We start from the raw sequence: 26124 nt of genomic DNA on the forward strand, positions 1-26124 counted from the left end.
ATCTTTTTTCACTAATCAACAATCACCATTGCGTTTTTTCTTTTTCGGACCGCAAATCCCTTGCGCCTCTTGTTTCTTTGCGGCATTTTCTTTAGCAAGCAAACACAAAAAGCATTACGCAACAGGTTAACGGAGAAGGTTATGTGTTCAATTTTCGGCGTATTCGATATTAAGTCAGATGCAGGTGAACTGCGTAAAAAAGCGCTTGAGCTGTCACGCCTGATGCGCCATCGCGGCCCGGACTGGTCCGGTATTTATGCCTGCGATAAGGCCATTCTGGCCCATGAACGCCTGTCGATTGTCGACGTCAACGCCGGCGCACAGCCACTGTATAACGATAAGAAAACTCACGTGCTGGCCGTCAACGGTGAAATCTACAACCACCAGGCGCTGCGTGCAGAATATGGCGATCGCTACGCGTTCCAGACTGGTTCAGACTGCGAAGTAATCCTCGCGCTGTATCAGGAAAAAGGCGTTGAATTTCTCGACGACCTGCAAGGGATGTTTGCCTTCGCGCTGTATGACAGCGAGCAGGATGCATATTTGATTGGCCGCGACCACATTGGCATTATCCCGCTGTATATGGGCTACGACGAGTTCGGCAACCTGTACGTCGCGTCAGAAATGAAAGCGCTGGTGCCGGTTTGTCGCACCATTAAAGAGTTCCCGGCGGGAAGCTATCTATGGAGTAAAGACGGTGAAATCCGTCAGTACTATCAGCGTGACTGGTTCGATTTTGACGCAGTAAAAGATAACGTTACCGATAAAAACGAACTGCGTCAGGCGCTGGAAGATTCCGTCAAAAGCCACCTGATGTCAGACGTGCCTTACGGCGTGCTGCTCTCTGGCGGCCTGGACTCCTCCATCATCTCGGCGATCACCAAAAAATTCGCAGCTCGTCGTGTCGAAGATGATGAACGTTCTGAAGCCTGGTGGCCGCAACTCCACTCCTTCGCCGTCGGTCTGGAAGGGTCTCCGGATCTGAAAGCCGCGCAGGAAGTGGCAAACCATCTGGGAACCGTACATCATGAAATTCACTTTACGGTACAGGAAGGGCTGGATGCGATCCGCGACGTGATTTATCACATCGAAACCTATGACGTCACCACCATTCGCGCCTCTACACCGATGTACCTCATGTCGCGTAAAATCAAAGCGATGGGTATCAAGATGGTGCTTTCAGGCGAAGGATCGGATGAAGTATTCGGTGGCTACCTCTATTTCCATAAGGCGCCGGACGCTAAAGAACTGCACGAAGAGACCGTGCGCAAGCTGCAGGCGCTGCACATGTTTGACTGCGCGCGTGCCAACAAAGCGATGTCGGCATGGGGTGTGGAAGCGCGCGTCCCGTTCCTTGATAAAAAATTCCTCGATGTGGCGATGCGCATTAACCCGCAAGATAAAATGTGCGGCAACGGCAAGATGGAAAAACATATCCTTCGTGAATGTTTCGAATCCTATCTACCGGCAAGCGTCGCATGGCGTCAGAAAGAGCAGTTCTCTGATGGTGTAGGGTATAGCTGGATCGACACCCTGAAAGAGGTGGCCGCAAAGCAAGTTTCCGATCAGCAACTGGAAACCGCCCGCTTCCGCTTCCCTTACAACACACCGTCTTCAAAAGAAGCATATCTGTACCGTGAGATCTTCGAAGAGCTGTTCCCGCTGCCAAGCGCTGCAGAATGTGTGCCGGGTGGCCCTTCCGTCGCCTGCTCTTCTGCTAAAGCGATCGAATGGGACGAAGCATTCAAAACCATGAACGATCCATCCGGTCGCGCAGTCGGTGTTCACCAGTCTGCATATCAATAAGCTACACTGAGGAAAAAGGGCCTTCCAGGGCCCTTTTTTGATCCTGAAAAACACGTCAGAAAGCGATTGATAACCAATAATTGCCGAATATTGCGTCACGCTGTTCGCAACCTAACCAAACAGTCACATTCCGGCCGTTTTCGATGAAAAAGAGGTTGACGCTTCAAGGCTCAATACGCATAATGCGCCCCGCAACGCCGATAAGGTAAGCGCGAAAAAAAGATGGCTACGTAGCTCAGTTGGTTAGAGCACATCACTCATAATGATGGGGTCACAGGTTCGAATCCCGTCGTAGCCACCATCTTTTTTGCGGGAGTGGCGAAATTGGTAGACGCACCAGATTTAGGTTCTGGCGCCGCAAGGTGTGCGAGTTCAAGTCTCGCCTCCCGCACCATTCCCATAAAAGCGTTGCACGGATGGGGTATCGCCAAGCGGTAAGGCACCGGTTTTTGATACCGGCATTCCCTGGTTCGAATCCAGGTACCCCAGCCATCTTTCTTCGAGTTTGCGGTTTACCGCGACGGTCATTGGGGTATCGCCAAGCGGTAAGGCACCGGTTTTTGATACCGGCATTCCCTGGTTCGAATCCAGGTACCCCAGCCATCGAAGAAATACCGTATCTGGCTACGTAGCTCAGTTGGTTAGAGCACATCACTCATAATGATGGGGTCACAGGTTCGAATCCCGTCGTAGCCACCATATTCAGAACACGTTAGTTTTTCATGCGGGTTCAAAACAATTTGTTGGGGTATCGCCAAGCGGTAAGGCACCGGATTCTGATTCCGGCATTCCGAGGTTCGAATCCTCGTACCCCAGCCAAATTTGAAAGACGTTCACCATGTGAATGTAAGAAGTGCCTGAAATTTTAAATTGGGGTATCGCCAAGCGGTAAGGCACCGGATTCTGATTCCGGCATTCCGAGGTTCGAATCCTCGTACCCCAGCCACATTAGAAAAGCTCGCTTCGGCGAGCTTTTTGCTTTCTATGATTTACCTGACCGGCGAATAAGCCTGATAAGCATTGCGCCATCAGGCTTTCATTAACGCTACAACCCTAATGCGTATTTCAGCGCCTGACGTTTTAACACGCCAGCACGTTCAGCCGCCATTAGCCCAAGGTTACGGATTATCCGCAGCGGCTGCAGGTCATTACTGAATCCGGCATAGAATAGATCCATCCCGCTTTGCATGATGAAGTTATCCGCCATGCGCCGGGTCTGGTAGCGTTTCAGAACCGGCTGACTCGCCCAGGACTCGCCATAGCTGCGGGCATTCACCAGCACATCGATGAGCACATCCACATCGCGATACCCCAGATTTACCCCCTGCCCGGCCAGCGGATGAATGGTGTGCGCCGCATCGCCCACCAGCGCCAGCCCAGGCTGCACATATTGCAGTGCATGACGGCGTGTCAGTGGAAACGCGCCAGCCGCGACGGGCATCACCGGCCCCAGACGCGCCGGGAAATGCTTCGTAATCTCTGTCTGAAGCTGCGCCATATTGAGCCCCTGCAACTGGCGGATCCGCGCCGGGGAGTCATACCACACCAGCGATGCCCAGTTATCGAACAGCGGCAAAAACGCGCGTGGGCCATCCGGCGTAAACTGTTGCCAGGTACTGTCGCCAGGGTCATTCTCGCACTGCACGGTAACCAACATGCAAGATTGCGCATACTGCCAGGCGTGAATGCCAATGCCGGCCATCTGCCGCACCTGCGAATTTGCGCCATCCGCGCCAATCACCAGTTTTGCGGTGATTCGCTCGCCATCCGCCAGTTCCAGCTCACAACGTTCGTTATGGCGATGCAGCGCAATCAGCGAAGCCGGAAACTGTAGCGTCACTTTCGGATGCGCTTCCAGTGCCTGCCAAAGCGCCTGTTGCAGAACATTGTTCTCAACCATATACCCGAGCAGCGGTAGCTTCAGTTCGCTGGCGTCAAACACCACATGCGCGTTTTCCCACTCCCAGGTTTCCAGTCGACGATAAGGATGACTGCGCATCCCCTGCACAGCATCCCAGACGCCAAGTCCCTTCAGCAGAGAAACCGAAGCGGCGCTGATCGCCGAAATACGCACGTCCGGCTGGCTGTCCGCAACAAACGGCGCGGGTAAGGCGTGTTCAATCACCGTCACCGTGAAGCCGTGTTGTGCCAGTCCCAGCGCCAGCGCACCGCCGACCATTCCCCCGCCGACAATGGCAATTTCCGTTGGTTGATTTGTCATGGTCAATCATCCTGTTGCATGAATAAGACAAGTTTACAGGATTTTTTACCCCTTGAGGCTGATAACGGTCATACTGGTCACCAGGGCAGCAAAGCATTACACTATGCGCCCTGCAATTCAGCCACTATTTCGCAAGAGCAAGTCGATGACCAAAAAACTCCATATTAAAACCTGGGGCTGTCAGATGAACGAATACGATTCATCGAAGATGGCCGATCTGCTGGATGCCACTCACGGGTATCAACTGACCGACGTGGCGGAAGAAGCGGATGTGCTGCTGCTGAATACCTGCTCAATCCGCGAGAAGGCTCAGGAGAAAGTCTTCCATCAGTTGGGCCGCTGGAAGCTGTTAAAAGAGAAAAACCCCGATCTGATCATCGGCGTCGGCGGCTGTGTGGCGTCTCAGGAAGGCGATCATATTCGCCAACGCGCGCACTATGTCGACATCATTTTCGGGCCGCAGACGCTGCATCGCCTGCCTGAGATGATCAACTCCGTTCGCGGCAACCGTAGCCCGGTTGTCGACATCAGCTTCCCGGAGATCGAGAAGTTTGACCGTTTGCCGGAACCGCGTGCAGAAGGTCCGACCGCGTTTGTCTCTATTATGGAAGGCTGCAATAAATATTGTACTTACTGCGTGGTGCCTTACACCCGCGGTGAGGAAGTCAGCCGCCCGTCTGACGATATCCTGTTTGAAATTGCTCAGCTTGCCGCTCAGGGTGTACGTGAAGTCAATCTGCTTGGCCAGAACGTCAACGCCTGGCGTGGACAAAACTACGACGGCACCACCGGTTCGTTCGCCGACCTGTTGCGCCTGGTTGCCGCCATTGACGGTATTGACCGCATCCGCTTCACCACCAGCCATCCGATCGAGTTCACCGACGATATTATCGACGTCTATCGCGACACGCCGGAACTGGTGAGCTTCCTGCACCTGCCGGTTCAGAGCGGTTCAGATCGTGTGCTGAATCTGATGGGGCGTACCCACACGGCGCTGGAATATAAAGCGATCATCCGTAAGCTGCGTGCCGCGCGTCCGGACATTCAGATAAGCTCCGACTTTATCGTCGGCTTCCCGGGAGAAACGACCCAGGACTTCGAGCAGACCATGAAGCTGATTGCTGACGTTAATTTCGACATGAGCTACAGCTTTATCTTCTCTGCACGTCCGGGAACGCCGGCCGCCGATATGGTGGATGACGTGCCGGAAGATGAGAAGAAACAGCGTCTGTATATTCTGCAGGATCGGATTAACCAGCAGGCGATGGCATGGAGCCGTCGGATGCTTGGCACCGTTCAACGCATTCTGGTGGAAGGAACATCGCGTAAGAGCATTATGGAGCTGTCGGGTCGTACCGAAAATAACCGCGTGGTGAACTTCGAGGGCACGCCGGAGATGATCGGTAAATTTGTCGATGTGGAAATTACCGATGTCTGGACCAACTCACTGCGTGGGAAAGTGGTGCGCACCGAAGACGAAATGGGTCTGCGTATTGCAGAAACCCCGGAATCGGTGATTGCGCGAACCCGTAAAGAGAACGAGACTGGCGTCGGGTTCTGGCAGCCTTAATTCTGCGAAAACGTCAAAATGCCCGATGGCGCTGCGCTTATCGGGCCTACAAAGCACGATGCTTCATAGGCCCGAAAGGCTCTTGTATTTCCTTTCTACGCCCCCATCTTTATTCCAGTGCTTGCGCCTTTAACTCGTGGCGTGAATAATTTCCTGACAGGCCGGTGAATGTTCATCTTCCGGCTCCCTATGCATAAGAGGAACAGTTTGAACACAGACACTCGCGAAATTACCCTTGAGCCTGCAGACAACGCCCGCCTGCTGAGCCTTTGCGGCCCGTTTGATGACAACATTAAACAGCTGGAACGCCGTCTCGGCATTGAGATAAACCGCCGTGACAACCATTTTAAACTGACCGGTCGCCCGATTTGCGTCACCGCGGCGGCGGATATCCTGCGCAGCCTGTATGTCGATACTGCGCCGATGCGCGGCCAGACGCAGGATATCGAACCGGAACAAATCCATCTCGCCATTAAGGAAGCGCGTGTGCTTGAGCAGAGCGCCGAGAGCGTCCCCGAGTATGGCAAAGCGGTCAATATCAAAACTAAGCGTGGTGTGATTAAACCACGTACGCCTAACCAGGCGCAGTACATCGCCAACATTCTCGACCATGACATCACCTTCGGCGTCGGTCCTGCCGGTACAGGGAAAACTTATCTCGCTGTCGCCGCCGCCGTAGATGCCCTTGAGCGTCAGGAAATCCGCCGTATTCTGCTAACCCGTCCAGCGGTTGAAGCCGGGGAAAAACTGGGCTTCCTGCCAGGCGATTTGAGCCAGAAGGTTGACCCTTACCTGCGCCCGCTGTATGACGCCCTGTTCGAAATGCTCGGCTTCGAGAAAGTTGAAAAGCTGATTGAGCGCAACGTGATTGAAGTGGCTCCGCTGGCCTATATGCGCGGTCGTACGCTGAACGACGCCTTTATCATTCTTGATGAGAGCCAGAACACCACCATCGAGCAGATGAAGATGTTCCTGACCCGTATCGGCTTTAACTCGAAGGCGGTGATTACTGGCGATGTCACCCAGATTGACCTGCCACGTAACATCAAATCTGGCCTGCGCCATGCTGTTGAGGTTCTGGCGGAAGTCGAAGAGATCAGCTTTAACTTCTTCCACAGTGAAGACGTTGTGCGCCACCCGGTGGTTGCCCGCATCGTTAACGCCTATGAAGCATGGGAAGAAGCCGAACAAAAACGTAAAGCCGAGCAGGCTGCCGAGCGCAAGCGTGAAGCTCAGGAACAGGAACAGAAATGAGTCAGGTGATCCTTGATTTGCAGCTAGCGTGTGAGAATAACAGCGGTTTGCCAGAAGAGAGCCAGTTTCAGAGCTGGCTGAATGCGGTTATCCCGCAATTTCAGGAAGAATCAGAAGTGACGATTCGCCTGGTGGATGAAGCCGAAAGCCACGACCTTAATCTGAACTACCGTGGGAAAGATAAGCCAACCAACGTGCTCTCTTTTCCCTTTGAAGCGCCGCCGGGTATTGAGCTGCCGCTACTCGGCGACTTGATCATCTGCCGCCAGGTCGTTGAACAAGAAGCGCAGGAGCAAGGTAAGCCGCTGGATGCTCACTGGGCGCATATGGTCGTCCACGGTAGCCTCCATTTACTGGGTTACGATCATATCGAAGACGACGAAGCAGAAGAGATGGAAGCCCTTGAGACAGAGATTATGCTTGCTCTGGGCTATGAGGATCCGTACATTGCCGAGAAGGAATAGAATGCCGGATAAGGCGCATGCGCCTTATCCGGCATACGTTCTTTCATTTTGTAAGCCTGATATGCAGAGCGTCATCAGGCAGACCATGCCGTCAACTGCTGAGTTTGCGCAGGACGAGCGCTCCATTAACTAACAAGAGAACCCATACGACGCCATGAGCGACGACAATTCACACAGTAGTGACACGTTAAGCAGCAAGAAGGGATTTTTTTCCCTGTTACTGAGCCAACTTTTCCACGGTGAACCGAAAAACCGTGATGAACTGCTGGCGCTGATCCGTGATTCCGGGCAAAACGAGCTTATCGATGAGGATACGCGCGACATGCTCGAAGGGGTGATGGACATTGCGGACCAGCGCGTTCGCGACATCATGATTCCCCGCTCCCAGATGATTACCCTGAAACGCAACCAGACGCTGGACGAATGCCTTGATGTCATTATCGAGTCCGCCCACTCGCGTTTTCCGGTGATCAGCGAAGACAAAGATCACATTGAAGGGATTCTGATGGCCAAGGATTTGCTGCCGTTTATGCGCAGCGATGCCGATGCCTTCAGCATGGAGAAAGTGTTACGCCAGGCCGTTGTCGTCCCGGAGAGCAAACGCGTTGACCGTATGCTCAAAGAGTTTCGCTCTCAGCGTTACCATATGGCTATCGTCATCGACGAATTCGGCGGTGTCTCCGGTCTGGTAACCATTGAAGACATCCTCGAACTGATTGTTGGTGAAATCGAAGATGAGTACGACGAAGAAGATGATATCGACTTCCGCCAGCTCAGCCGACATACCTGGACTATTCGCGCGCTCGCGCCGATCGAAGACTTCAATGACGCCTTCGGCACCAGCTTTAGCGACGAAGAGGTCGATACCATTGGGGGTCTGGTGATGCAGGCGTTTGGTCACCTGCCCGCACGGGGTGAAACCATTGATATCGATGGTTACCAGTTCAAAGTGGCCATGGCCGACAGCCGTCGTATTATTCAGGTTCACGTCAGAATTCCGGATGACTCTCCCCAGCCAAAACTGGACGAATAAAACCGAACGGGAAGAAGAACTCAATGGCTTTTGCCTCATTAATTGAACGCCAGCGCATTCGCCTGCTGCTGGCGTTATTATTCGGTGCCTGCGGTACGCTGGCTTTTTCTCCTTATGACCTCTGGCCCGCTGCGATTGTGTCGCTGATGGGTTTGCAGGCATTAACCCTCAATCGTCGCCCGCGTCAGTCGGCCGCTATCGGTTATTTCTGGGGACTAGGACTCTTCGGAACGGGGATCAACTGGGTTTACGTCAGCATCGCGCAGTTTGGCGGGATGCCTGGTCCGGTCAACGTCTTCCTTGTTGTGCTGCTTGCGGCCTATCTTTCGCTGTATACCGGGCTATTTGCCGGCGTACTTGCGCGTCTGTGGCCGAAAACCAACTGGCTGCGGGTCGCCATTGCCGCGCCGGTGGTCTGGCAGCTCACCGAATTCCTGCGAGGCTGGGTGCTGACCGGATTTCCCTGGCTGCAGTTTGGCTACAGCCAGATCGACGGCCCGCTGAAAGGGCTGGCGCCGGTAATGGGTGTTGAAGCCATTAACTTCCTGCTGATGATGGTCAGCGGCCTGCTGGTCCTCGCCCTGGTGACCCGCAACTGGCGTCCGCTGGTGGTCGCCATCGTCCTTTTCGCGCTCCCTTTCCCGCTCCGCTACATCCAGTGGTTTACGCTGGAGCCAGCAAGAACCACCCGTGTGTCGATGGTTCAGGGCGATATCCCGCAGTCGTTGAAATGGGATGAAGGCCAGTTGGTTAATACGCTCAAGATCTACCTGGATGCGACGCAGCCTGAGATGGGGAAATCGCAGCTGATTATCTGGCCGGAATCCGCCATTCCGGATCTGGAAATCAACCAGCAGCGTTTTCTGGAGATGATGGACGATCTGCTGCGTTCGAAGAACAGCTCGCTGATCACCGGTATTGTCGATGCGCGACTGAACAAGCAGAACCGCTACGACACCTACAACACCATCATCACGCTGGGGAAAGACAATCCTTACCGCTATGACTCCACCAATCGCTACAACAAAAACCATCTGGTGCCGTTTGGCGAGTTCGTACCGCTGGAATCCATTCTGCGCCCCTTAGCGCCATTCTTTGACCTGCCGATGTCCTCGTTCAGTCGTGGACCGTATGTTCAGCCGCAACTGCATGCGCACGGTTTAGCGCTGACCGCCGCGATTTGCTACGAGATCATCCTCGGCGAACAGGTGCGCGATAACTTCCGTCCGGATACGGACTATCTGCTGACCATCTCCAACGATGCGTGGTTTGGTAAGTCGATTGGTCCGTGGCAGCATTTCCAGATGGCGCGGATGCGATCGCTTGAACTGGCGCGGCCGCTGCTGCGCAGTACTAACAACGGTATTACGGCGGTGATTGGCCCGCAAGGCGAGATCCAGGCGATGATCCCGCAATTTACGCGCCAGGTGTTGACCGCCGATGTGACGCCAACCACGGGCTTAACGCCCTACGCCCGAACCGGCAACTGGCCACTGTGGCTCCTTACCGCACTGTTCGGTTTTGCCGCCGTGTTAATGAGTTTGCGTCAACGTCGCAGATAACACAGTGCACCCTCAAATATAGGCCGGATAAGGCGGTACGCCGCCATCCGGCGGGTGTGCCACATCGTGCCTGATGGCGCTACGCTTATCAGGCCTACATCCCCCCCCGAAAACCATTCTGGCACGCACATTGCTTTGGTAAACAAGGCAAACCTGTTTTTGGCGTTCAGCGCAACTAAGTCGCACTAAAGCAGTTCACCGGTAGCACCGAAACGGTGCAATGAGAGATTTTTGCCTCTAAACGGTGCGGCGCACTTCGCAAAAATAAACAATAACGCAGCAAAATCTTTACATTAAGCCAGACTAAATGTTAACAAACAGGTAAAACACTGCACGCTTAAGTTGCAGGTGATAACAACACAGACACTCACAATAGGTATCACTGCGTCGACGGCGCAGACGATAAGGAGTTGGATATGCAATTACGTAAGCTAGCCACAGCAATGCTGGTTATGGGACTGTCAGCCGGTCTGGTACACGCGGAAGACGCCGCACCTGCCGCAGGCAGCACGCTCGACAAGATCGCCAAGAATGGCGTTATCGTCGTCGGTCACCGTGAATCCTCCGTGCCGTTCTCTTATTACGACAATCAGCAGAAAGTGGTGGGTTATTCTCAGGATTACTCCAACGCCATCGTTGAAGCCGTGAAGAAGAAGCTGAACAAACCCGATCTGCAGGTTAAGCTGATCCCAATTACCTCTCAGAACCGTATCCCGCTGCTGCAAAACGGCACTTTCGACTTTGAGTGCGGTTCCACCACCAACAACCTTGAGCGCCAGAAACAGGCTGCTTTCTCTGACACCATCTTTGTCGTCGGCACACGTCTGCTGGCGAAAAAAGGCGGCGACATTAAAGACTTCGGCGATCTGAAAGGCAAAGCGGTGGTGGTGACCTCAGGCACCACCTCTGAAATTCTGCTGCACAAACTGAACGACGAGCAAAAAATGGATATGCGTATCATCAGCGCTAAAGACCACGGTGACTCTTTCCGTACCCTGGAAAGTGGTCGCGCCGTTGCCTTTATGATGGATGATGCCCTGCTGGCCGGTGAGCGCGCCAAGGCGAAGAAACCGGATAACTGGGAAATCGTCGGCAAACCACAGTCTCAGGAAGCTTACGGCTGCATGCTGCGTAAGAACGATCCTGAGTTCAAAAAGCTGATGGATGACACCATCGCTCAGGCGCAGACCTCCGGTGAAGCCGCGAAATGGTTTGATAAGTGGTTCAAAAATCCGATCCCACCGAAAAACCTGAACATGAACTTCGAACTGTCGGACGAAATGCAAGCGCTGTTCAAAGAACCGAATGATAAAGCACTTAACTAACTAGAACGAAATGGGGCGGGGACTCCTTGCCCTCTCGATTGCTATGCAGCACGGACAGACTATATGCCTGATGGTCGTTCCCCATCAGGCCTGAAAACCGAAATACGCTGGATAACAATCTTCGAGGGTAGCGCTGCTACCCTTATTTTTTCGGAGTAGATGTATGTCAATAGACTGGAACTGGGGCATTTTTTTACAACAAGCCCCATTCGGCAACACCACCTATCTCGGCTGGCTCTGGAGCGGTTTCCAGGTCACCGTCGCACTATCCATCACCGCCTGGATCATTGCCTTCCTGGTCGGTTCTTTGTTTGGCATTTTACGTACAGTCCCGAATCGCTTCCTTTCCGGGATCGGCACCCTTTATGTGGAACTGTTCCGTAACGTACCGTTGATTGTCCAGTTCTTCACCTGGTATCTGGTGGTACCTGAACTGCTGCCAGAAGATCTTGGCATGTGGTTTAAGGCGGAACTGGATCCTAACATTCAATTCTTTCTCTCTTCCATGCTCTGTCTGGGATTGTTCACCGCGGCGCGCGTCTGCGAACAGGTTCGTGCCGCCATTCAGTCACTGCCGCGCGGTCAAAAAAACGCGGCGCTGGCGATGGGTCTGACCCTGCCGCAGGCCTACCGCTACGTGCTGTTGCCTAACGCCTATCGCGTGATCGTGCCGCCGATGACCTCTGAGATGATGAACCTGGTAAAAAACTCCGCCATCGCCTCTACTATCGGTCTGGTCGATATGGCCGCACAGGCCGGTAAGCTGCTGGATTACTCGGCACATGCCTGGGAATCGTTTACCGCCATTACCCTGGCGTACGTGTTGATTAATGCCTTCATCATGCTGGTGATGAGTCTGGTGGAACGTAAAATCCGCCTGCCTGGCAATCTGGGAGGCAAATAATGTACGAATTCGACTGGAGTTCTATTGTCCCTTCACTGCCGTATCTGCTGGACGGCCTGCTCATCACGCTGAAGATTACTCTGACAGCGGTGGTCATCGGTATTGTCTGGGGAACGTTGCTTGCGGTCATGCGCCTTTCCAGCTTCGCGCCTGTCGCCTGGTTTGCTAAAGCGTACGTTAACGTCTTTCGTTCCATCCCGCTGGTGATGGTACTGCTGTGGTTCTATCTGATTGTGCCAGGGCTATTGCAGGACGTACTGGGTCTGTCGCCGAAGACCGATATTCGTCTGATTTCGGCGATGGTCGCGTTTTCGATGTTTGAAGCCGCCTATTACTCCGAAATTATCCGTGCGGGTATCCAGAGTATTTCCCGCGGACAGTCAAGTGCGGCGCTGGCGCTGGGGATGACCCACTGGCAGTCAATGAAGCTCATCATTTTGCCGCAGGCGTTTCGCGCGATGGTGCCGCTGCTGCTGACGCAGGGTATTGTCCTGTTCCAGGATACCTCCCTGGTGTACGTTTTAAGCCTCGCGGATTTCTTCCGCACCGCGTCTACGATTGGCGAACGTGACGGTACACAGGTCGAAATGATCCTGTTTGCCGGCGCCGTCTACTTTGTTATCAGCCTGAGCGCGTCGTTGTTGGTCAGCTATTTGAAGAAAAGGACAGTTTAATGATTACCCTGAAAAATGTTTCTAAATGGTATGGTCACTTTCAGGTGCTGACCGACTGCTCCACGGAAGTGAAAAAAGGCGAAGTGGTGGTGGTCTGCGGCCCATCAGGTTCCGGAAAGTCAACGCTTATCAAAACCGTTAACGGCCTGGAGCCTGTGCAAAAAGGTGAAATCACCGTCAACGGCATTATGGTCAACGACAAGAAAACCGATCTGGCGAAGCTACGTTCACGCGTCGGGATGGTGTTCCAGCACTTTGAGTTGTTCCCGCATCTGTCGATTATCGAAAACCTGACCCTGGCGCAGGTAAAAGTGCTTAAGCGTGATAAAGCCCCGGCACGCGAAAAAGCGCAGAAGTTACTGGAACGCGTGGGCCTTGCCGCACATGCCAATAAGTATCCTGCGCAGCTTTCCGGCGGCCAGCAGCAGCGTGTGGCGATTGCCCGCGCGCTGTGTATGGATCCTATCGCCATGCTGTTCGATGAACCCACTTCCGCGCTCGATCCGGAGATGATCAACGAAGTTCTCGATGTAATGGTTGAGCTGGCCAATGAAGGGATGACCATGATGGTGGTGACCCATGAAATGGGCTTTGCCCGCAAAGTGGCGAATCGGGTGATCTTTATGGACGAAGGGAAAATCGTTGAGGACTCGCCGAAAGAGGCGTTTTTCGCTAACCCGAAATCCGAACGCGCAAAAGATTTTCTCGCCAAAATCCTGCATTAATCTTTCCGGCGCGCATGTCAGAGTGCGCGCCACCTCACGCTTTCTTGCCTCGCTCCTCGAATCATTTTCACCCCGGCGTTACCCTTGCCACAAAGTAGCACTCATAAGGAGCAACAATGGCACTGCCAATAATCATAGATTGCGACCCGGGTCATGATGACGCTATCGCACTGGTTCTCGCCCTCGCCTCACCGGAACTTGACGTTAAAGCCATCACCTCATCCGCAGGCAACCAGACGCCCGATAAAACGCTGCGCAATGTATTGCGGATGTTAACGCTATTGAACCGCACAGACATTCCAGTGGCGGGCGGCGCGATAAAGCCCTTGATGCGTGAGCTGATCATTGCTGATAACGTCCACGGTGAAAGCGGACTGGATGGCCCGGCTCTGCCGGAACCGGGCTTTGCGCCGCAGCCATGTACCGCCGTTGAGCTGATGGCAAAGACGCTGCGTGAGAGTTCAGAGCCCGTTACCCTTGTCTCAACCGGACCGCAAACCAACGTCGCGCTGTTGCTGAATGGCCATCCTGAACTGCATAGCAAAATCGCCCGTATCGTGATCATGGGCGGCGCAATGGGGTTGGGCAACTGGACGCCTGCCGCCGAATTCAATATCTATGTCGACCCGGAAGCCGCAGAAATCGTCTTCCAGTCGGGGATTCCGGTGGTGATGGCCGGTCTGGACGTCACGCATAAAGCGCAAATTCATGTCGACGATACCGAACGCTTCCGCGCCATTGGTAACCCGGTTTCCACTATCGTGGCTGAACTACTCGATTTCTTCCTCGAGTATCATAAAGACGAGAAATGGGGATTCACCGGTGCGCCGCTACACGACCCGTGCACTATCGCCTGGCTATTGAAACCCGAACTGTTTACCACGGTTGAACGTTGGGTTGGTGTGGAAACGCAGGGGAAATACACGCAGGGGATGACCGTAGTGGATTATTACTTCCTGACGGGGAATAAACCGAATGCCACCGTGATGGTGGATGTGGATCGTCAGGGATTTGTGGATCTACTGGCAGAACGCCTGACGTTTTACGCGTGATCAATGCCGGATGGCGCTGACGCTTATCCGGCCTACGTCATTAGTCACCGTAGGCCTGATAAGTTACGTCAATATCCCATGTTCTTTATCACGGCTCGAAGGGTCGTCGCTGGAACTGATCGTGTCCGCATTTCGGGCACAATGGCAGTACGTCCGGCGTATACACCGCTAAGTGGAAATGACACTTCTCGCAGACCAGATTCCCCAGCCCTACCACTTCGCCGCTGTGATATACCCCATGATGACTGAGGTCCTGAAAAACTTCGCGCCATTCGAGCTGCGTTTTGTCCGTGATATCCGCCAGTTCCTGCCACAGGCTCTCTTTGATCACCCGCATAAAGACGCTGTCGGACTCCTCTTCCAGACTCTCCTCATAGCTGATGGCGAACTCTTCCAGGTCGCGTCTGACGGCGCGCGTCAGCTCGTCCACTTCGGTTCGCGTTAACTCCCCTGCCTGCAAAACCTGCTGACGCGCCTGTTCCACCAGCGCATCGATGTCACGCTCGCCATTGCGCAGACGTTCACTTAATGACGTCACCAGTTCACGGTAGTATTGAGCAACCTTGTTCATCGTTTCGCCTCCTGGGTCGTTAACTGTCTATAATAATAGACGTTATTTCGGTCGCGCTTTGCAAGACTGTCCACAGAGTGTGTAAATTCGTGCAAGGATTACCGTTGCGTGAATTCGAACCTGAATGCGCGAAAGGCTGTTTTGACGCGGGCGTTTGGGCTATGCTATGCGGATCTGAAACACCACATCGAAAGCTACGTTTGTAGCTGTATTGAAAACAGGACCACTGGCTGCCATGCAAGAGCAATACCGCCCGGAAGAGATAGAATCCAAAGTACAGCTTCACTGGGATGAGAAGCGCACATTTGAAGTTACCGAAGACGAGAGCAAAGAGAAGTATTACTGCCTGTCTATGCTTCCCTATCCTTCTGGTCGACTACACATGGGCCACGTACGTAACTACACGATCGGTGATGTGATCGCCCGTTATCAGCGCATGCTGGGCAAAAACGTGCTGCAGCCTATCGGCTGGGACGCCTTCGGCCTGCCTGCGGAAGGCGCGGCAGTGAAAAACAACACTGCGCCGGCACCATGGACCTACGACAACATCGCCTACATGAAGAACCAGCTTAAAATGCTGGGCTTTGGCTATGACTGGAGCCGTGAACTGGCGACCTGCACCCCGGAATACTATCGCTGGGAGCAGAAATTCTTCACCGAACTGTACAAAAAAGGTCTGGTCTACAAGAAGACCTCGGCAGTCAACTGGTGCCCGAACGATCAGACTGTACTGGCAAATGAACAGGTTATCGACGGTTGCTGCTGGCGCTGCGACACCAAAGTTGAGCGTAAAGAGATCCCGCAGTGGTTTATTAAAATTACCGCCTATGCCGATGAACTGCTCAACGATCTGGATAAACTGGATCACTGGCCTGACACCGTGAAAACGATGCAGCGCAACTGGATTGGCCGTTCTGAAGGTGTAGAAATCACCTTCAACGTGAACGATTATGACAACACGCTGACCGTCTACACGACCCGCCCGGACACCTTTATGGGGGCCACCTACCTGGCGGTTGCCGCTGGTCACCCGCTGGCGCAGAAAGCCGCAGAGAACAACCCTGAACTGGCAGCCTTTATCGACGAATGCCGTAACACCAAAGTGGCCGAAGCCGACATGGCGACCATGGAAAAGAAAGGCGTCGATACCGGCTTTAAAGCGGTTCACCCGCTGACCGGTGAAGCGATCCCGGTGTGGGCAGCTAACTTTGTGCTGATGGAATACGGCACCGGCGCGGTCATGGCCGTACCGGGTCACGATCAGCGCGACTACGAATTTGCCACCAAATACGGCTTAACCATTAAACCGGTTATCCTGGCAGCTGACGGTTCTGAGCCGGATCTTTCCGAACAGGCGCTGACGGATAAAGGCACACTGTTTAACTCCGGTGAATTCAGCGGTCTGAGCTTCGAAGACGGTTTCAATGCCATTGCTGACAAGCTGACGGCTCTGGGCGTAGGCGAGCGTAAGATCAACTACCGTCTGCGCGACTGGGGCGTTTCCCGTCAGCGTTACTGGGGCGCACCGATCCCGATGGTGACGCTGGAAGACGGCACCGTGCTGCCAACGCCGGAAGATCAATTGCCGGTGATCCTGCCGGAAGACGTCGTAATGGATGGCATTACCAGCCCTATCAAAGCCGATCCTGAGTGGGCGAAAACCACCGTTAACGGCCAGCCTGCACTGCGCGAAACCGACACCTTCGACACCTTTATGGAGTCATCCTGGTACTATGCGCGCTACACCTGCCCGCAATATCAGGAAGGGATGCTGGATTCCAAAGCCGCTAACTACTGGCTGCCGGTTGATATTTACATTGGCGGTATCGAACACGCCATCATGCACCTGCTCTACTTCCGTTTCTTCCACAAACTGATGCGCGATGCCGGCATGGTGAACTCTGACGAACCGGCTAAACAGCTGCTGTGTCAGGGGATGGTACTGGCAGATGCGTTCTACTATGTGGGCGAGAACGGCGAACGTAACTGGGTTTCCCCGGTAGATGCGATCGTTGAGCGCGACGAGAAAGGCCGCATCGTGAAGGCGAAAGACGCGGCGGGCCATGAGCTGGTGTATACCGGCATGAGCAAAATGTCTAAGTCGAAAAACAACGGTATCGACCCGCAGGTGATGGTTGAACGTTATGGCGCAGATACCGTGCGTCTGTTCATGATGTTCGCCTCTCCGGCAGACATGACGCTGGAATGGCAGGAATCCGGCGTGGAAGGCGCTAACCGCTTCCTGAAACGCGTCTGGAAGCTGGTATACGAACACACGTCCCGTGGCGACGTTGCGCCGCTGAGCGTTGACGCGCTGACAGAAGATCAGAAAGCGCTACGTCGCGATGTACATAAAACGATCGCTAAAGTAACCGATGATATCGGCCGCCGTCAGACCTTCAACACCGCGATTGCCGCCGTGATGGAGCTGATGAACAAGCTGGCCAAAGCCCCACAGGATGACGAGCAGGATCGCGCGCTGATGCAGGAAGCGTTGCTGGCCGTTGTGCGTATGCTCAACCCGTTCACCCCGCACGTCTGCTTTACGCTGTGGCAGGCGCTGAAAGGCGAAGGCGACATCGACAACGCGCCGTGGCCGGTCGCGGACGACGCCGCAATGGTCGAAGACTCCACGCTAGTTGTCGTCCAGGTTAACGGCAAGGTGCGTGGCAAAATCACCGTTCCGGTGAATGCGACAGAAGAACAGGTTCGTGAACGTGCGGGCCAGGAACATCTGGTCGCTAAATATCTTGATGGCGTTACCGTGCGTAAAGTGATTTACGTACCGGGTAAACTCCTCAATCTGGTCGTTGGCTAAGCGCGGGAGGAAGCGTGCGATATCTGGCAACATTGTTGTTATCTCTGGCGGTGTTAACCACCGCCGGATGTGGCTGGCACCTGCGCAATACCACGCAGGTTCCGGACACCATGAAAACCATGATTCTGGACACGGGGGATCCGAATGGTCCGTTAAGCCGTGCGGTGCGTAACCAACTGCGTCTGAATGACATTGAGCTACTGGATAAGAGTTCGCTGCGTAAAGACGTACCGTCGCTGCGTCTGGGCCGGGTCAGTATTTCGAAAGATACCGCGTCTGTCTTCCAGAATGGGCAGACCGCGGAATATCAGATGATTATGACGGTGAATGCGTCAGTATTGATTCCTGGTCACGATATTTATCCTATCAGCGTCCGGGTATTCCGTTCGTTCTTCGACAACCCGCAGATGGCGCTGGCGAAAGATAACGAGCAGGATATGATCATCAAAGAGATGTACGACAGAGCGGCGGAACAGCTGATTCGTAAGCTGCCAAGCGTACATGCTGCGGATCGTCTCTCATCGCAAGAAGAAGTTGCCGTTGACGATAAAGCAGCGGCCCCCGCGTCCACTCCAACGCGTGTCTCCAGCACGCTGGGTAACGGATGATTCGGTTGTACCCTGAACAACTCCGCGCGCAACTCTCTGAAGGGTTGCGCGCGGCGTATCTGCTACTCGGAAACGACCCGCTGCTGTTGCAGGAAAGCCAGGATGCCATCCGTCAGGTTGCGGCAACTCAGGGGTTCGACGAACACCACACGTTTACTGTCGACAACAATACTGACTGGAACGCATTGTTCTCGCAATGCCAGGCGATGAGTCTGTTTGCCAGCCGTCAGACGCTATTGTTGTTGCTGCCCGAAAATGGTCCGAATGCCGCGATTAATGAACAACTGGCGACACTGGTTCAACTGCTGCATGACGATCTGCTGCTAATCGTGCGCGGAAACAAGCTCACTAAGGCGCAGGAAAACGCGACCTGGTTTAGCGCGCTGGCCGACCGGGCCGTACAGGTCAGTTGTCAGACGCCGGAACAGGCACAGCTTCCGCGTTGGGTAGCGGCGCGCGCAAAGCAAAATAATCTGCAACTGGACGACGCAGCGAATCAACTATTGTGCTATTGCTATGAAGGTAACCTGCTGGCACTGGCGCAGGCGCTGGAACGTTTGTCCTTGTTGTGGCCCGACGGTAAGCTCACCCTGCCTCGCGTCGAGCAGGCCGTTAATGACGCTGCCCACTTCACCCCCTTCCATTGGGTGGATGCGCTGGTCATGGGCAAAAGTAAGCGCGCACTGCACATTCTTCAGCAGTTACGTCTTGAAGGTAGCGAACCGGTTATTTTGCTGCGTACCCTGCAACGTGAACTGTTGCTGCTGGTTACGCTGAAACGCCAGTCGGCCCATACCCCGTTGCGCACGCTTTTTGATAAGCATCGCGTCTGGCAGAACCGTCGGGGCATGATCGGTGACGCGCTGAACAGACTTAGCCCGACGCAATTGCGGCAGGCAGTACAATTACTGACCCGTACGGAAATAACGCTGAAGCAGGACTATGGTCAGTCGGTCTGGGCGGAGCTTGAAGGGCTCTCACTGCTGATTTGCCACAAAGCGCTGGCTGAAGTTTTTATTGATGGCTGATATGAAATCGTTACAAGCTCTCTTTGGCGGCACCTTCGATCCGGTGCACTATGGTCACCTCAAGCCCGTGGAAACGCTGGCCAATCTGATTGGTCTGTCGCGGGTGATCGTGATGCCCAATAATGTTCCCCCTCATCGTCCGCAGCCAGAAGCCACCAGCGCACAGCGGAAAACCATGCTTGAACTGGCGATTGCCGACAAGCCGCTGTTTATCCTCGATGAGCGCGAACTGAAGCACGACACCCCTTCTTATACGGCGCAAACGCTAAAGGCCTGGCGTGAAGAGCAAGGCCCGGATGCCCCGCTGGCGTTTATTATTGGTCAGGACTCGTTGCTGACCTTCCCGACCTGGCATGACTATGAAACCATTCTCGACAATACCCATCTGATTGTCTGCCGTCGTCCGGGCTATCCGCTTGAAATGGCGCAGGAACAGCATCAGCATTGGCTGGATCAACATCTGACGAATACGCCGGACGATCTGCACCTGCTACCAGCCGGGAAAATCTATCTCGCCGAGACGCCGTGGTTCAATATTTCCGCCACGATCATCCGGGAACGCCTGGAGAACGGTGAACCCTGTGATGACCTGATGCCGCATGCGGTGCTGGACTATATCAATCAGCACGGACTGTATCGCTAAGCACTTCAGTTAACGCCGCCAGCAGGCGGTTATTCTCTTCCTGACTGCGTATTGCCACGCGGAAATAGCGTCCATCAAGACCCGGATAATTGGCACAACTGCGGATCAGAATATGTCTCGCCAGCAAAGCGCGCTGAAGATCGGTTTCGCAGCGCAGCAGAAGATAATTCGCCTGGCCTGGATACACCGTCAGTTCCGGCAGCGCACATAACTGCTGATAAAAACGTCCGCCCTCTTCCCGCAGCCACTGCCACGTCGTTTGTTGATATGCGGTATCCTCCAGAACCTGCTCCCCTGCCAGGGCGGCAAAAGCGTTGACTGACCACGGCATCTGACGTGCTCTCAACGCCGCGACCGCCTGCACATCGCTATTGATGAGATATCCCAGCCGCAGCCCCGGGATGGCATAGAATTTTGTCAGTGAACGCAGAACCCAGATATGCGGGTTATCCTTTAACAGCGGAATAAATCCCGCTTCGTCAGCAATAAAATCGATAAATGCTTCATCAAGAATCAGCGCAATATTCAGCGCCTGACAGCGCCCGGCAATCGCTTCGAGTAACGCCCGCTCCGGCAGTAATCCGGTGGGATTGTTAGGCGTGCACAAAAACAGACAGTCCAGCTCTGCCGTTAACGCATCAAGAATCGCCCCGGTTAGCTGCCATCCATCCTCTTCACGCAGCATGAACGTATCAATGACGCATTCCCCCCACTGCAACGCGCGCCGGTATTCGGCAAATCCCGGCGCGACGACCATCGCTCGCCGCGGTTTCAAATTGTTCACCAGGGTAAAGATCGACTCGGTCTCACCGTTTCCGGCGAGGATCCATTCGGCTGGCACCTGATGATGTCGGGCCAGCGCCTGATGCAGGTGGCGGTAATCAACGTCAGGATAGCGCTCGGCAAGGTGTAAATTGTCGACAATGGCGCGTTTTACCGATTCTGGCATACCCAGAGGATTAATATTCGCGCTAAAATCCAGCAACTTCTCGGGCGAGATCCCGAGGAACTCAGCCGCCTCACGGGTGTTACCGCCGTGGGCGCTTTTGAATAGAGGCATCGTGCCGCTCCTGGCAAAAGAGACTATTTTAGAGAAAACAGCACGCGCATTCAGGGCGAATGTCATGTTTTGCGCGAATACGTATCACGAGGGAAAAATGCGACTCTGGCTAGTTCGTCATGGTGAAACCGAGGCAAATGTGGCGGGATTGTACAGCGGTCATGCCCCAACATCGTTGACCAGACGCGGCGTGGCGCAGGCGCAAACGCTGAATGCGCTGCTTCGCCAGGTCCCCTTTGAGCAGGTACTGTGTAGCGAGCTGGCGCGCGCGCAGCACACGGCGCGCTTAGTACTTCAGGGGCGTGAACTGCCGCTGCATGTAAAGCCTGAGCTCAATGAGATGTTCTTTGGAGACTGGGAGATGCGTCATCACCAGGATCTGGCTCGCGAAGATGCCGAGAACTATGCGGCATGGTGTAACGACTGGCAAAACGCGACACCAACCAATGGGGAAGGATTTCAGAGCTTCGCCCAGCGGGTTGAGCAGGCAATTGCGCTCCTTGCTGACTATCAGCACCATGAACATGTGCTGATAGTCAGCCATCAGGGTGTTCTCAGCCTGTTAATCGCCCGGTTGCTTGCCATGCCTGCCGCGGCGATGTGGCATTTTCGCGTTGAGCAGGGCTGCTGGAGCGCCATTGATTTTACTGGCGATTTTGCCACGCTTCGGGTTCTCAACAGCAGGGCAATATGGACGCCAGGTGAGTGAAACATCTGTTTTTTACCGCCAGGAACCTTCCGCCCATTGACACCCCCGGACAGGCTGCTATTCTCCGCTGCCAGACTTTTCCCGCCCTTCAGCGTTTTGCAGAAATTGTTTTACAAAAATGGCGATGCATTCTGTTGCATGGGGTGGGATGATAGCCCACTTTTAAAAACCGCCCGGTGACATTTGTCCCGAAAAGACTGTGGGTTCAGGTATACTGACAGGCTTATTAATACTCATTCATGCACCCAGGGGGAAAACTTGCAGGGTAAAGCACTCCAGGATTTTGTTATCGACAAAATTGATGACCTTAAAGGTCAGGACATCATCGCCTTAGACGTTCAGGGCAAATCCAGTATCACCGACTGCATGATCATCTGTACCGGTACCTCCAGCCGTCACGTCATGTCTATTGCTGACCACGTCGTTCAGGAATCTCGCGCGGCTGGAATGCTGCCGTTGGGCGTGGAAGGTGAGAGCGTCGCCGACTGGATCGTCGTTGACCTGGGTGAAGTGATTGTCCACGTTATGCAGGAAGAGAGTCGTCGCCTGTATGAGCTGGAAAAACTCTGGAGTTAATGCGTGAAGCTTCAACTTGTCGCGGTAGGCACGAAAATGCCCGACTGGGTACAAACCGGTTTTACCGAGTATCTGCGGCGCTTTCCTAAAGATATGCCTTTTGAGCTGATCGAAATTCCGGCCGGCAAACGTGGCAAGAACGCGGATATCAAACGTATTCTCGACAAAGAGGGTGAACAGATGCTGGCTGCCGCTGGTAAAAACCGCATCGTCACCCTGGATATTCCCGGTAAACCCTGGGACACGCCGCAACTGGCGACCGAGCTGGAACGCTGGAAACTGGACGGGCGTGATGTCAGCCTGTTAATTGGCGGGCCGGAGGGATTATCCCCTGCCTGTAAAGCCGCGGCAGAACAAAGTTGGTCGCTCTCTGCGCTAACGCTTCCTCATCCGCTTGTCCGGGTGCTGGTGGCAGAGAGCCTGTATCGGGCGTGGAGCATTACCACTAATCACCCTTATCACCGTGAATGATCACTGAGCTTGAGTAGACTAAGCAGCGGATGAAATTACAGAATTCTTTTCGCGACTATACGGCTGAGTCCGCGCTATTTGTGCGCCGGGCGCTGGTCGCTTTTTTGGGTATCTTACTGCTCACCGGCGTGCTTATCGCCAACCTGTATAATCTACAGATCGTCCGTTTTACCGATTACCAGACTCGCTCCAATGAAAACCGAATTAAGCTGGTGCCCATCGCCCCCAGCCGCGGCATCATCTATGACCGTAACGGTATTCCGCTCGCGCTGAACCGCACTATTTACCAGATCGAAATGATGCCCGAGAAGGTCGACAACGTGCAGCAAACGCTGGATGCCTTGCGCAGCGTCGTCGATCTGACCGATGATGATATTGCAGCATTCAAAAAAGAACGCGCGCGGTCCCATCGCTTTACCTCTATTCCTGTCAAAACCAACCTTACCGAAGTACAGGTTGCGCGTTTTGCCGTGAACCAGTACCGCTTCCCGGGTGTGGAAGTGAAAGGCTATAAGCGCCGGTTCTACCCGTACGGTTCCGCGCTCACCCACGTCATTGGCTACGTGTCGAAGATTAACGATAAAGACGTTGAGCGACTGGATAAAGACGGCAAACTGGCGAACTACGCTGCGACGCATGACATCGGGAAACTGGGGATTGAGCGCTACTACGAAGATGTGCTGCACGGTCAAACGGGATACGAGGAAGTCGAAGTCAATAACCGTGGCCGCGTCATCCGCCAACTCAAAGAAGTTCCACCGCAGGCCGGACACGACATCTACCTGACGCTGGATCTTAAACTACAGCAGTATATCGAGACGCTGCTTGCCGGCAGTCGCGCCGCCGTGGTGGTGACCGACCCGCGCACCGGCGGCGTACTGGCGCTGGTTTCGATGCCAAGCTACGACCCGAACCTCTTCGTCGACGGTATCTCCAGTAAAGACTATTCCGGCCTGCTTAACGATCCGAACACACCGCTGGTCAACCGTGCAACGCAAGGGGTTTATCCACCTGCGTCGACGGTAAAACCGTATGTTGCCGTGTCGGCATTAAGCGCAGGTGTTATCACCCGCAATACCAGCCTGTTTGATCCTGGATGGTGGCAGTTGCCAGGCTCAGAAAAACGCTACCGTGACTGGAAGAAGTGGGGTCACGGACACCTGAACATCACCAAATCACTGGAAGAATCGGCGGACACCTTCTTCTATCAGGTCGCCTATGATATGGGGATCGATCGCCTCTCTGAGTGGATGGGCAAATTCGGATACGGTCACTATACCGGCATCGATCTGGCGGAAGAGCGTTCCGGCAACATGCCTACCCGCGAATGGAAGCTCAAACGCTTTAAAAAACCCTGGTATCAGGGTGATACCATCCCGGTTGGCATCGGTCAGGGCTACTGGACGGCAACCCCGATTCAGATGAGTAAGGCGCTGATGATTCTGATTAACGACGGTGTGGTGAAGGTACCTCATCTGCTGATGAGTACCGCTGAAAATGGCAAGAAGGTTCCCTGGGTACAGCCGCAGGAACCACCGGTCGGCGATATTCACTCTGGCTACTGGGAACTGGCGAAAGACGGTATGTATGGCGTCGCCAACCGTGGCAACGGGACCGCACATAAATATTTCGCCAGCGCGCCGTATAAAATTGCCGCTAAATCCGGTACCGCGCAGGTCTTTGGCCTGAAAGCGAATGAAACGTATAACGCCCATAAAATTGCCGAGCGTCTGCGTGACCACAAACTGATGACGGCATTTGCTCCGTATAACAATCCGCAGGTGGCCGTCGCTATCATCCTGGAAAACGGGGGGGCGGGCCCGGCAGTAGGGACCATTATGCGTCAGATTCTTGACCACATCATGTTGGGCGATAACAACACCGATCTGCCAGCGGAAAATCCGGCGGTTGCAGCGGCGGAGGATCAATAACCATGACGGATAATCCGAATAAAAAAACATTCTGGGATAAAATCCATATCGATCCCACCATGTTGCTGATTTTGCTGGCGCTGCTGGTGTACAGCTCACTGGTTATCTGGAGCGCCAGCGGCCAGGACATTGGCATGATGGAGCGTAAAGTCGGTCAGATTGCGATGGGCCTGGTGATCATGGTGGTCATGGCGCAGATCCCACCCCGCGTTTATGAAGGCTGGGCGCCGTATCTCTATATTTTCTGTATTATTTTGCTGGTGGCGGTCGATGCCTTCGGGGCGATATCCAAAGGCGCGCAGCGTTGGCTGGACCTCGGTATCGTACGTTTTCAACCTTCTGAAATCGCCAAAATCGCGGTACCTCTGATGGTTGCCCGTTTTATCAACCGCGACGTCTGTCCACCGTCCCTGAAGAACACCGCCATCGCGCTGGTGCTGATTTTTATGCCGACACTACTGGTGGCGGCGCAACCTGACCTCGGGACCTCTATTCTGGTCGCCCTTTCCGGGCTATTCGTGCTGTTCCTCTCCGGTCTGAGCTGGCGTCTAATTGGCGTCGCTGTGCTGCTGGTCGCGGCGTTTATCCCGATCCTGTGGTTCTTCCTGATGCATGATTATCAGCGTCAGCGTGTGATGATGCTGCTTGACCCGGAAACCGACCCGTTGGGTGCCGGTTACCACATTATTCAGTCTAAAATTGCGATCGGTTCCGGCGGTCTGAGCGGTAAGGGTTGGTTACACGGTACCCAGTCGCAACTGGAATTTTTGCCCGAACGCCACACCGACTTTATCTTCGCCGTCCTGGCGGAGGAACTCGGCCTGATCGGGATATTGATCCTACTGGCACTGTATATTCTGCTGATTATGCGTGGCCTGTGGATTGCCGCCCATGCACAAACCACCTTTGGTCGCGTGATGGCCGGTGGACTAATGTTGATTTTATTCGTTTATGTCTTCGTGAATATTGGTATGGTGAGTGGGATTTTGCCTGTTGTAGGCGTTCCGCTTCCGTTGGTCAGTTACGGAGGCTCAGCACTGATCGTGTTGATGGCCGGGTTCGGGATTGTCATGTCGATCCACACCCACAGAAAAATGTTATCGAAAAGCGTGTAAGGGG

23 protein-coding genes and 7 tRNA genes are annotated in these 26124 nt (G+C 54.1%); 27 read left to right on the forward strand and 3 right to left on the reverse strand.

What is annotated here, in order from left to right; all coding sequences use genetic code 11:
- Positions 1-141 precede the first annotated feature (141 nt).
- From asnB to KE671_RS08215, 8 genes are all read left to right on the forward strand, one after another.
- Positions 142-1806, forward strand: a complete 1665-nt coding sequence (asnB, locus tag KE671_RS08180; RefSeq protein ID WP_206162499.1) for an asparagine synthase B — start codon at positions 142-144, stop codon at positions 1804-1806.
- Positions 1807-2030: 224 nt separating this feature from the next.
- A tRNA-Met gene (locus KE671_RS08185) sits at positions 2031-2107 on the forward strand.
- Positions 2108-2115: 8 nt separating this feature from the next.
- Positions 2116-2200: transfer RNA gene (locus KE671_RS08190), tRNA-Leu, on the forward strand.
- Positions 2201-2223: 23 nt separating this feature from the next.
- A tRNA-Gln gene (locus KE671_RS08195) sits at positions 2224-2298 on the forward strand.
- 36 nt (positions 2299-2334) lie between these two features.
- Positions 2335-2409 (forward strand) — tRNA-Gln (locus KE671_RS08200).
- A gap of 19 nt (positions 2410-2428) precedes the next feature.
- Positions 2429-2505: transfer RNA gene (locus tag KE671_RS08205), tRNA-Met, on the forward strand.
- 45 nt (positions 2506-2550) lie between these two features.
- A tRNA-Gln gene (locus tag KE671_RS08210) sits at positions 2551-2625 on the forward strand.
- A 52-nt stretch (positions 2626-2677) separates the two neighbouring features.
- A tRNA-Gln gene (locus KE671_RS08215) sits at positions 2678-2752 on the forward strand.
- A 99-nt stretch (positions 2753-2851) separates the two neighbouring features.
- On the opposite strand, the gene ubiF is transcribed toward KE671_RS08215, so the two are convergent.
- Entirely contained in the window at positions 2852-4027 is a 1176-nt protein-coding gene (gene ubiF, locus KE671_RS08220; RefSeq protein ID WP_206162500.1) for a 3-demethoxyubiquinol 3-hydroxylase, read from the reverse strand.
- 145 nt (positions 4028-4172) lie between these two features.
- Here ubiF and miaB point away from each other — a divergent pair, with 145 nt between their 5' ends.
- The 10 genes from miaB to rihA all read left to right on the forward strand — a co-directional run bounded on the left by miaB (position 4173) and on the right by rihA (position 14590).
- Positions 4173-5597 (forward strand): tRNA (N6-isopentenyl adenosine(37)-C2)-methylthiotransferase MiaB, encoded by a 1425-nt coding sequence (gene miaB, locus KE671_RS08225; protein WP_206162501.1) that lies wholly within the window; start codon positions 4173-4175, stop codon positions 5595-5597.
- Between the two features lie 207 nt (positions 5598-5804).
- Positions 5805-6851, forward strand: coding sequence for a PhoH family protein (locus tag KE671_RS08230; RefSeq protein ID WP_206162502.1), 1047 nt, complete (start codon positions 5805-5807; stop codon positions 6849-6851).
- Positions 6848-7315 (forward strand): rRNA maturation RNase YbeY, encoded by a 468-nt coding sequence (gene ybeY / locus KE671_RS08235; RefSeq protein WP_206162503.1) that lies wholly within the window; start codon positions 6848-6850, stop codon positions 7313-7315. The genes KE671_RS08230 and ybeY overlap by 4 nt, the downstream gene beginning before the upstream one ends.
- A gap of 154 nt (positions 7316-7469) precedes the next feature.
- Positions 7470-8348 carry a CNNM family magnesium/cobalt transport protein CorC gene (gene corC, locus KE671_RS08240; RefSeq protein WP_192477918.1) on the forward strand — a complete coding sequence of 293 codons (879 nt, stop codon included), beginning with the start codon at positions 7470-7472 and terminating at the stop codon, positions 8346-8348.
- A gap of 23 nt (positions 8349-8371) precedes the next feature.
- Positions 8372-9910, forward strand: coding sequence for an apolipoprotein N-acyltransferase (lnt, locus tag KE671_RS08245; RefSeq protein ID WP_206162504.1), 1539 nt, complete (start codon positions 8372-8374; stop codon positions 9908-9910).
- A 416-nt stretch (positions 9911-10326) separates the two neighbouring features.
- Positions 10327-11235: an amino acid ABC transporter substrate-binding protein gene (locus KE671_RS08250; protein WP_206162505.1), complete on the forward strand. Its 909-nt coding sequence runs from the start codon at positions 10327-10329 to the stop codon at positions 11233-11235.
- A 163-nt stretch (positions 11236-11398) separates the two neighbouring features.
- Positions 11399-12139, forward strand: a complete 741-nt coding sequence (gene gltJ, locus KE671_RS08255) for a glutamate/aspartate ABC transporter permease GltJ (RefSeq protein WP_042320690.1) — start codon at positions 11399-11401, stop codon at positions 12137-12139.
- The gene (gene gltK / locus KE671_RS08260) at positions 12139-12813 is read left to right on the forward strand and encodes a glutamate/aspartate ABC transporter permease GltK (RefSeq protein ID WP_152405492.1); all 675 of its coding nucleotides are present in this window, start codon (positions 12139-12141) and stop codon (positions 12811-12813) included. The genes gltJ and gltK overlap by 1 nt, the downstream gene beginning before the upstream one ends.
- The gene (gene gltL, locus KE671_RS08265; protein ID WP_206162506.1) at positions 12813-13538 is read left to right on the forward strand and encodes an amino acid ABC transporter ATP-binding protein; all 726 of its coding nucleotides are present in this window, start codon (positions 12813-12815) and stop codon (positions 13536-13538) included. The genes gltK and gltL overlap by 1 nt, the downstream gene beginning before the upstream one ends.
- Positions 13539-13654: 116 nt before the next feature.
- Positions 13655-14590 (forward strand): pyrimidine-specific ribonucleoside hydrolase RihA, encoded by a 936-nt coding sequence (rihA, locus tag KE671_RS08270; protein WP_206162507.1) that lies wholly within the window; start codon positions 13655-13657, stop codon positions 14588-14590.
- 88 nt (positions 14591-14678) lie between these two features.
- Here rihA and KE671_RS08275 read toward each other — a convergent pair whose 3' ends face one another.
- Positions 14679-15161 carry a zinc ribbon-containing protein gene (locus KE671_RS08275; protein ID WP_206162508.1) on the reverse strand — a complete coding sequence of 161 codons (483 nt, stop codon included), beginning with the start codon at positions 15159-15161 and terminating at the stop codon, positions 14679-14681.
- A gap of 235 nt (positions 15162-15396) precedes the next feature.
- Here KE671_RS08275 and leuS point away from each other — a divergent pair, with 235 nt between their 5' ends.
- From leuS to nadD, 4 genes are read left to right on the forward strand one after another with little or no spacing between them, the layout of a single operon-like run.
- Entirely contained in the window at positions 15397-17979 is a 2583-nt protein-coding gene (gene leuS / locus KE671_RS08280) for a leucine--tRNA ligase (RefSeq protein ID WP_206162509.1), read from the forward strand.
- A 14-nt stretch (positions 17980-17993) separates the two neighbouring features.
- Entirely contained in the window at positions 17994-18587 is a 594-nt protein-coding gene (lptE, locus tag KE671_RS08285) for an LPS assembly lipoprotein LptE (RefSeq protein WP_206162510.1), read from the forward strand.
- On the forward strand, positions 18584-19615 hold the full coding sequence (holA, locus tag KE671_RS08290) for a DNA polymerase III subunit delta (protein ID WP_206162511.1): 1032 nt from the start codon (positions 18584-18586) through the stop codon (positions 19613-19615). The genes lptE and holA overlap by 4 nt, the downstream gene beginning before the upstream one ends.
- 1 nt (position 19616) lies before the next feature.
- Positions 19617-20258, forward strand: a complete 642-nt coding sequence (gene nadD / locus KE671_RS08295) for a nicotinate-nucleotide adenylyltransferase (protein WP_206162512.1) — start codon at positions 19617-19619, stop codon at positions 20256-20258.
- On the opposite strand, the gene cobD is transcribed toward nadD, so the two are convergent.
- On the reverse strand, positions 20233-21318 hold the full coding sequence (gene cobD / locus KE671_RS08300; RefSeq protein WP_206162513.1) for a threonine-phosphate decarboxylase CobD: 1086 nt from the start codon (positions 21316-21318) through the stop codon (positions 20233-20235). The two genes, nadD and cobD, sit on opposite strands and share 26 nt — an antisense overlap.
- A 97-nt stretch (positions 21319-21415) precedes the next feature.
- Between cobD and KE671_RS08305 the strand changes: the two genes are divergently transcribed.
- The 5 genes from KE671_RS08305 to mrdB all read left to right on the forward strand — a co-directional run bounded on the left by KE671_RS08305 (position 21416) and on the right by mrdB (position 26120).
- The gene (locus KE671_RS08305) at positions 21416-22027 is read left to right on the forward strand and encodes an adenosylcobalamin/alpha-ribazole phosphatase (RefSeq protein WP_206162514.1); all 612 of its coding nucleotides are present in this window, start codon (positions 21416-21418) and stop codon (positions 22025-22027) included.
- Positions 22028-22285: 258 nt separating this feature from the next.
- Positions 22286-22603, forward strand: a complete 318-nt coding sequence (rsfS, locus tag KE671_RS08310; RefSeq protein ID WP_012904988.1) for a ribosome silencing factor — start codon at positions 22286-22288, stop codon at positions 22601-22603.
- A gap of 3 nt (positions 22604-22606) precedes the next feature.
- Positions 22607-23074 carry a 23S rRNA (pseudouridine(1915)-N(3))-methyltransferase RlmH gene (gene rlmH / locus KE671_RS08315; protein WP_003022725.1) on the forward strand — a complete coding sequence of 156 codons (468 nt, stop codon included), beginning with the start codon at positions 22607-22609 and terminating at the stop codon, positions 23072-23074.
- 29 nt (positions 23075-23103) lie between these two features.
- Entirely contained in the window at positions 23104-25005 is a 1902-nt protein-coding gene (gene mrdA / locus KE671_RS08320; RefSeq protein ID WP_206162515.1) for a peptidoglycan DD-transpeptidase MrdA, read from the forward strand.
- A gap of 2 nt (positions 25006-25007) precedes the next feature.
- Complete coding sequence (gene mrdB, locus KE671_RS08325; RefSeq protein WP_061076819.1) at positions 25008-26120, forward strand: peptidoglycan glycosyltransferase MrdB; 1113 nt, start codon at positions 25008-25010, stop codon at positions 26118-26120.
- Positions 26121-26124 lie beyond the last annotated feature (4 nt).

Origin of the sequence: Citrobacter amalonaticus (assembly GCF_018252635.1) — a bacterium.
In the GTDB taxonomy this organism is placed as follows: domain Bacteria; phylum Pseudomonadota; class Gammaproteobacteria; order Enterobacterales; family Enterobacteriaceae; genus Citrobacter_A; species Citrobacter_A amalonaticus_E.

What these genes read in the sequence shown, in the direction of transcription:
- asnB (WP_206162499.1), top strand. Translation starts at nt 142, where the DNA reads ATGTGTTCAATTTTCGGCGTATTCGATATTAAGTCAGATGCAGGTGAA.
- ubiF (WP_206162500.1), bottom strand. Translation starts at nt 4,027, where the DNA reads ATGACAAATCAACCAACGGAAATTGCCATTGTCGGCGGGGGAATGGTC.
- miaB (WP_206162501.1), top strand. Translation starts at nt 4,173, where the DNA reads ATGACCAAAAAACTCCATATTAAAACCTGGGGCTGTCAGATGAACGAA.
- ybeY (WP_206162503.1), top strand. Translation starts at nt 6,848, where the DNA reads ATGAGTCAGGTGATCCTTGATTTGCAGCTAGCGTGTGAGAATAACAGC.
- corC (WP_192477918.1), top strand. Translation starts at nt 7,470, where the DNA reads ATGAGCGACGACAATTCACACAGTAGTGACACGTTAAGCAGCAAGAAG.
- lnt (WP_206162504.1), top strand. Translation starts at nt 8,372, where the DNA reads ATGGCTTTTGCCTCATTAATTGAACGCCAGCGCATTCGCCTGCTGCTG.
- KE671_RS08250 (WP_206162505.1), top strand. Translation starts at nt 10,327, where the DNA reads ATGCAATTACGTAAGCTAGCCACAGCAATGCTGGTTATGGGACTGTCA.
- gltJ (WP_042320690.1), top strand. Translation starts at nt 11,399, where the DNA reads ATGTCAATAGACTGGAACTGGGGCATTTTTTTACAACAAGCCCCATTC.
- gltK (WP_152405492.1), top strand. Translation starts at nt 12,139, where the DNA reads ATGTACGAATTCGACTGGAGTTCTATTGTCCCTTCACTGCCGTATCTG.
- gltL (WP_206162506.1), top strand. Translation starts at nt 12,813, where the DNA reads ATGATTACCCTGAAAAATGTTTCTAAATGGTATGGTCACTTTCAGGTG.
- rihA (WP_206162507.1), top strand. Translation starts at nt 13,655, where the DNA reads ATGGCACTGCCAATAATCATAGATTGCGACCCGGGTCATGATGACGCT.
- KE671_RS08275 (WP_206162508.1), bottom strand. Translation starts at nt 15,161, where the DNA reads ATGAACAAGGTTGCTCAATACTACCGTGAACTGGTGACGTCATTAAGT.
- leuS (WP_206162509.1), top strand. Translation starts at nt 15,397, where the DNA reads ATGCAAGAGCAATACCGCCCGGAAGAGATAGAATCCAAAGTACAGCTT.
- holA (WP_206162511.1), top strand. Translation starts at nt 18,584, where the DNA reads ATGATTCGGTTGTACCCTGAACAACTCCGCGCGCAACTCTCTGAAGGG.
- nadD (WP_206162512.1), top strand. Translation starts at nt 19,617, where the DNA reads ATGAAATCGTTACAAGCTCTCTTTGGCGGCACCTTCGATCCGGTGCAC.
- cobD (WP_206162513.1), bottom strand. Translation starts at nt 21,318, where the DNA reads ATGCCTCTATTCAAAAGCGCCCACGGCGGTAACACCCGTGAGGCGGCT.
- KE671_RS08305 (WP_206162514.1), top strand. Translation starts at nt 21,416, where the DNA reads ATGCGACTCTGGCTAGTTCGTCATGGTGAAACCGAGGCAAATGTGGCG.
- mrdA (WP_206162515.1), top strand. Translation starts at nt 23,104, where the DNA reads ATGAAATTACAGAATTCTTTTCGCGACTATACGGCTGAGTCCGCGCTA.
- mrdB (WP_061076819.1), top strand. Translation starts at nt 25,008, where the DNA reads ATGACGGATAATCCGAATAAAAAAACATTCTGGGATAAAATCCATATC.